Annotated in this window: 7 protein-coding genes; all 7 read right to left on the reverse strand. The window is 33.3% G+C overall.

Translation table 11 applies throughout. From position 1 onward, the window contains the following. Nucleotides 1-685: Eco57I restriction-modification methylase domain-containing protein (locus EO111_RS08180; protein WP_164727633.1), on the reverse strand; the 685-nt coding region annotated here is incomplete at its 3' end. Nucleotides 686-753: 68 nt separating this feature from the next. Then, nucleotides 754-1,893: a glycosyltransferase gene (locus tag EO111_RS08185; protein ID WP_127011255.1), complete on the reverse strand. Its 1,140-nt coding sequence runs from the start codon at nucleotides 1,891-1,893 to the stop codon at nucleotides 754-756. A gap of 34 nt (nucleotides 1,894-1,927) precedes the next feature. Next, nucleotides 1,928-2,686: a glycosyltransferase family 2 protein gene (locus EO111_RS08190; RefSeq protein ID WP_127011256.1), complete on the reverse strand. Its 759-nt coding sequence runs from the start codon at nucleotides 2,684-2,686 to the stop codon at nucleotides 1,928-1,930. A 210-nt stretch (nucleotides 2,687-2,896) separates the two neighbouring features. Further along, nucleotides 2,897-3,592: a cytidylyltransferase domain-containing protein gene (locus EO111_RS08195; RefSeq protein ID WP_127011257.1), complete on the reverse strand. Its 696-nt coding sequence runs from the start codon at nucleotides 3,590-3,592 to the stop codon at nucleotides 2,897-2,899. Between the two features lie 13 nt (nucleotides 3,593-3,605). Further along, a complete protein-coding gene (gene neuC / locus EO111_RS08200) occupies nucleotides 3,606-4,724 on the reverse strand; it encodes a UDP-N-acetylglucosamine 2-epimerase (RefSeq protein ID WP_127011258.1) in 1,119 nt (372 codons plus the stop codon). 4 nt (nucleotides 4,725-4,728) lie between these two features. Then, the gene (locus EO111_RS08205; RefSeq protein WP_127011259.1) at nucleotides 4,729-5,763 is read right to left on the reverse strand and encodes an N-acetylneuraminate synthase family protein; all 1,035 of its coding nucleotides are present in this window, start codon (nucleotides 5,761-5,763) and stop codon (nucleotides 4,729-4,731) included. Next, nucleotides 5,753-6,612: glycosyltransferase family 52 (locus tag EO111_RS08210; protein WP_164727634.1), on the reverse strand; the 860-nt coding region annotated here is incomplete at its 5' end. The genes EO111_RS08205 and EO111_RS08210, both read right to left, overlap by 11 nt.

Below are 6,612 nucleotides of genomic sequence, written 5' to 3' on the forward strand. Positions count from 1 at the left end.
TTTTATTTTCATAACAAATTACAACAGCTGATGAAGTTAAAATACCTTTAAATATTTTTTCATCTTTATAATCTAAAAATTTTTTTATCATATCTAATAGTATATTTCTTAAGGATTTACCAAATACAGTTTTAAATATATTATTAGGAAGTAAATATGCCATTTTACCATTTTTACTTAAATAATTTAAGATTAATTCAATAAATGGATAGCAATAATCAAACTTTCCTTTTTCACAAGACATGAATTTTTTTCTAATATCCGCTCTCATATCTTTACTAATATCTGTATATGATATATAGGGAGGATTCCCTACAATATAATCAAATGTTTTTTTTATAGGTAGTACTAGAAAATCTTCATTTACAATATTCCAATTTACGTTCTCAAGTCCTTCGCGCTTTATAATTAAATCTAAATTTCTTTTACACTGTTCAAAGTTCAACGCGTCATATTCTACTGCGAAAAAATCATTCTCTAATCCAATTTTAATTTGAGCATCATTAATTTTATTTTTTCTACAATCTTTTATATATCTTTTAACTGCCTTGCACAGGATATGTCCAGTTCCACAGGAATTCTCTAAAAAACTTTTTCCATATAAGTTTTCTATATATCCTACTTCATCGAGCATAATATCTACAATATGCGCAGGAGTAAAAACATGGCACTTTTTATTAATCATCCGTTTATTATCATTACCTCATTTACTAGATCTTTACTAGTTATTTATAATATGTAGCTATAATTATTTTATTCTAGCTTTTCTTCCAAAATTCCTCGAATTAGCGCCTCATGACTATATACCTCATTAGCCTTTTCCAAGGCAACTTTAGTTTCTGCTTTTTTTGTACTTAACAAGTCTACTAATTCTTGCATAGCACAAATAATATCCGTTTCTTCTAATGATTGTATCACACATCCAACAGGAAATTGTTCTAATACCTCTGGATTTAACTCTGGAGACACTAGTACTGGTTTGTTATATCCAATGGCTGTAAATAGCATCGCTCCCCAATGGTATCTATATCTTTCAGCTGCATACGGCATTACAATAGCATCCACCGATAATAAAGCATCTTCCCAATCTTTACCAATCAAGTTTTCATGACGGAATACAATATTTGGAATATACTTGTACTTTTCTATAAGTGAAGTAAATAAAGCTGCATCTTCTGGTTTGGCCGTTGCACCTTGTACTACTAATTCAACAGGTACTGAAAACTTTGCATGTATAAAGGCTTGTATAAATGGTTCTAGATTTTTTTCTTTACGGAATTGTCCAAAAAAGCCAATTCGTAGTGGTCCCTCGTTCCTTTTTAGAGATCCAGTAGTATCAAATACTGGCTTAAACACAGGTGGAGCTACTAATTGAACATTGCTTAACCCACTATTGGCAAAATCATTTCGCAAGGTAATGACATGCAGATGAACATTCTTGTAGGTCTGTATACGTCTAGCTTGTTTTTCAAACTTAGGGTGTTCCTTAGGATTAATGCCATGAAATATGATATGTACAGGAACTGGCGAGTTTTTTAATTCACTTCTCAGCAAAGATTTAATATAGCGATATGTCGCTGTAGGAATAAGTATGGCGTCGCAAGCACCTTGTTTTGCTAATTCATAAGCACTATTAAACCAGTCCACACGTCGTTTTTCACGTTGTAAGGATCGCCAGATTTTTTGATACCAAGTTGCTCCTGCATACGTCACAACTTCGCCACCTTGTAACTCATGAACAGGAACTCCATAATCAACTTTAAACGGAAATTTTTCGGGCACAAAAAACATAGGTTTATGTCCTTGCCGTTTCATTTCGTTCACAAGGATTCTATCAAATTCTACTTCATGACCAGCTGGCATGATAATACTTTCTAATATGGCAACTCGCATGAGAACTCCTTACCGTAACCTTATAATACCTTAATTACAACTTACCATTGGATTTATATAAATAATACAACTTCACATATTTTGTCATGGTGTAAAAGTAATGATTCACAGACAAGACCCATCCCATTTTCCCATCTAAAATACCACCTTGTAAAAGATACATTTTAATAAATGCCCAGAATGGCCGAAACACAATATCTTTCAAAAAGGAGACAGATTTATTAGCCTTTTTATATTTTTCTGCTGATAAGGTTGTATATTTGTTTAATTTATTAAAATATTGATCCCAATTATCATAGGTATAATGATACATAGGTGCTGTTAATTGCTTCTTATCGTAGGGTGTAATAATTGCAGGATGAACATACCCTTCTACATAGGAACCTTCTTTCGGCATCAACCGACATACATAATCTGGCCGTAGTACTCCATGAGTAGCGACATTATAATGAAAGCGATTATGACGCTGTATCCAATATGCTAAATCTTCTCCTTGTATAGCTAATTTAATTTCTTTACATAATTCTGGACTACACCGTTCATCTGCATCAATAAAGAATATCCAATGACTGCTGGCTTGCTCTATAGCAAATGTTTGTTGTGCTCCCCAATCACCATTCATTGAACGATTCACTACTTTTGCTCCTAATACCTCTGCAATGGATACTGTATTATCTTCACTACCATCATCAACAACAATCACTTCATCAGCAAAGGGTTGACAACTTTTTATACAATCCTTAATATTCTGTTCTTCATTTCTTGTTAAAATCAGCACACTAACTGTATTCATAAACTTCCTCTTATTTATCCACATATGACAAAGACTATCACCTTTCGTGATAGTCTTTTATTCATTCTTTATTGTATCAAGTTTACGCCTTGTATTCAATAATAGGTTATAGAGTACATCTATAAATTGTAAAAATTAGATTAAAGTAGCTAAACACTCATTTATCTAACATATAATAGTTACCATATTCCTCATTCAGATATTTATTTTCTATCTTCGCTTATTATTCAAATAGTACTTTGCTTTTTCAAGATCATCCCAAGTATCAATATCAACGGAGCGTTCACAACTCATAATATATGGAATAGGATTATCATTAAAGCTCAATGACTCTTTAATATCTGAAATTGCATTAATATAAATTGCGCCATTTACCTCATAATAGGTTGGCATATCCTGTCTTCGAATCGTACTATTTTCACTAATAATACGTTGTAATTGTGAGCCCTTAATAGTACGCAATAAAAATGGTGAAACTTCAGCAACATTCACACTAACTACTCCTTTCATCTCATTTTGAAAGAATACATCAATTGCTACATCAATTTCTTCAGTAGTCCGTAACGGTGATGTTGGCTGTAATAATACTACAGCATCAAATATTTGCTCTTTTTCTTTTAATCGTTCTACAGCATCGACAACAACAGAAATCGTTGTTGCTTCATCAGAGGCAATCTTAGCATCTCTAAGAAATGGAACTGATGCCCCATAGTCCTCGCCAATCCGTTGTATATCAACATCATCCGTACTTACTATAACAGTATCAATGTACGTAGATTGCTTAGCTGATTCAATGGTATACGCTATCAACGGTTTCCCGCATAAATTAATAATATTTTTATGGGGAATACCTTTACTACCCCCTCTTGCTGGTATAATAGCTAGAATTCTTTTATCTTGATACATAGTAAACTATTCCTTAATAACTTAAACGTTTTTGTAATGATGTGTTCCAAAACGCTGGTTGTTTTAAAAGTTCCATAAATAATTCTGAACTATTACCTTTACCCCAACTATGAGAAACTTCGTATCTATCCAGTAAGGATTCTATTGCCGATACAATAATATCTTGTTGACACTCTACGTGAACAATACTTGTATTCTCTGCAGAATAACGTCCATGTTGTCGGCTACCAATATCGATGGTTGGTACTCCAAAATACGGAGCCTCACGTACACCCGCACTAGAATTACCAAGCATAAATTGTGCATGTTGTAATAGTACTAAAAAATCCTCAAATCCTATCGACTTAAACAAAGTGAATTCAGTACAAGTGTCTAATTCTTTATAGGCATCAAGAATAGTTTGACTACCAGTATCATTATTTGGGTAAATCACAACATACTGTTTGCCACTCATTTTACAGGCCTGAATAATCTCTTTTACCTGAGCTTGCAAGTTCTTCACTTCTGTCACAACTGGATGAAATAATAAAATCGCATAAGAATCATATAAAATCCCCAGCTTTTCCTTTATATCATCAATGGAACCTAACTTTTTATGTTTAATAATATCAATATCGGGAGATCCTATAACTTTAATACGCGCCTCATCTTCCCCCATAGCTAAAAGTACTTCTTTTGCTTGTTCATTGGCTACTAGATGCACATGGGCAAATCTCGTAATCGCATGGCGTATAGATTCATCAATCGTACCCGTGATCTCGCCTCCTTCTATATGAATGACATGTATATTATTAAATGCCCCCACAATCGAACCCATCAAGGCATCTCCACGATCACCATGTACAACGATACAATCCGGTTTTACTTCTCCTATGTATTGGGTGAAATTAGAGATACCTTTACCTAAATCCGCAGACATATTATAGGTTGGCATATTTTCTCTTGCAATATAAATATGGTTATACCCATCCTTTACAACCTCTTTAAAAGTAGAACCATATTCAGATAACAGATGCATCCCAGTCACATAAATATGTAATTCATAGTCAGATGCTGCTTCTACTGATAGCATTAAAGATTTTAACTTACCATAATCAGCTCTTGTGCCCGTAATAAAAACAATTCGTTTCATAGTATTACTCTATCATATCCCAAGTAAGATGAGTATCACTTGAAATATCTACCTTCGCAGTTTTACCTAAAATATGTTCGAAGTCTTTCGCTAAAATTTGTCCCGTTCCAGGTCGTTTTACCCATACATTATCAGTGGTAAACACATCACCTGCTTTAATATCTGCAATGGTAACAACTGTTGCATAGGCAAAATCGATAGTCACTTGTTCTTCTTGAATTGGGGCTTTCTTTCCACCTAGCATAGCTGGTACTTCCTGTGCTGCGCTCAGCAATTCTTGTAAAGCCTTTGGATCCATAGAACATACAATATCTGGACCTTTGCGATTCATAGAGTCGGTGAAATGACGTTCTAATATGACTGCTCCTAATGCCATAGCTGCGATACAAGCGTTATTATTAACGGTATGGTCCGATAATCCAATAGGTACATGTGGAAAGGCTTGCATCATCTCCTGCATCGCTCCCAAACGAACCCACTCAGGCTTGGTTGGATATAAATTAGTCGTATGTAGTAATGCAAAAGGTACCTTTTCTTCTTCTAGAATCGCCACGGTCCGTTGGATACTTTCAAGATCATTCATCCCCGTAGACACAATCATAGGCTTACCAAATCGTGCAATATGTCGAATTAAAGGGAGATTATTCATTTCGCCTGATCCAATTTTATAAGCTTTTACCCCAAATTTTTCTAACCGCTCTGCTGCCGCTCGTGAAAAAGGAGTACTGATAAATTCCATACCTAGCGATTCTGTATACTTCATCAATTCGTATTCATCAGATTCATTTAATGCTGCTTTTTCCATGATATCATATATAGAAATATCCGCATTTCCTGGAATTACACTCTTAGCTGCACCGCTCATCTCATCTTCTACTATATGCGTTTGGTGTTTCACAATACGAGCACCACTTTTATATGCTGCGTACACCATTTCTTTCGCAACCACTAAACTACCATTATGATTAATCCCTATTTCTGGAATCACTAAAGGTCTACAACCATGACCAACTTCAATTTGACCTATATTAAACTTCATATTGGCATATCCTTTCTAACTCATCTATTGAATCGACCGCAATTACTTTACCTTGCCTTACTAGTTTATCAAAAAATTCTACTACTTCTTTATCAATCCCACTTATACTTTCATATCTTTTTAACATCTTAATTATTATAGGATATAAATAATAGCATCTAATATCATAAGAGTCTCCTAAAACAAAACTCACTGTTAAAACGCTAGAAAACAGAGAATACTGCGTTACCTTTATATTAGGATGATTCATTATATAAACTTCCCATGGATAGTTCAAGCTCAACATAGGAGTTCCTATCTTATCGCAAACTTCTCTAGGATGTTTTTTTCTATATAAATTTCTATGTTTTTTATATATTATTTCAATGAAATATTCTTGAAGCTTCATAATCTCAACAGCAATATATTCCCATTCAGAGTGCTTTTTAAAAAAATCCAATGCTTTTCTTATTCTTGCCTTCCATGATAACTTATGCATTAAAGGCTGTGAAAAAAAGATTTGTAGTCTAATTTTCTCTGAAGATATTAGTTGCTTGTGATCCACCTCAAAAATTGCATTCAATATTTTTAAAAATTCAACATTAGTGCTATTTAATTTATTTATTCTTTTGATATTAAATTTTTTATCATTCGAATAGTTAGCTAACTCTGGCTCATAAAGATGCACTGTAAGATTACTACATATTAAGTAGCATTCTTCTATAAACCATCTTAAGTAGGTCATTGTTCCTTCATCAAAAATATTTACATTCATATTTAATGATTGAATATCTCCACTATATGTTTTTAAAAAAGTAGAGTTTGTTACAAAGATTTTATTGTATTTACTTAAGTTTAAATTGATTTTTT

This window comes from Veillonella sp. CHU594, assembly GCF_003992265.1.
In the GTDB taxonomy this organism is placed as follows: Bacteria; Bacillota; Negativicutes; order Veillonellales; family Veillonellaceae; genus F0422.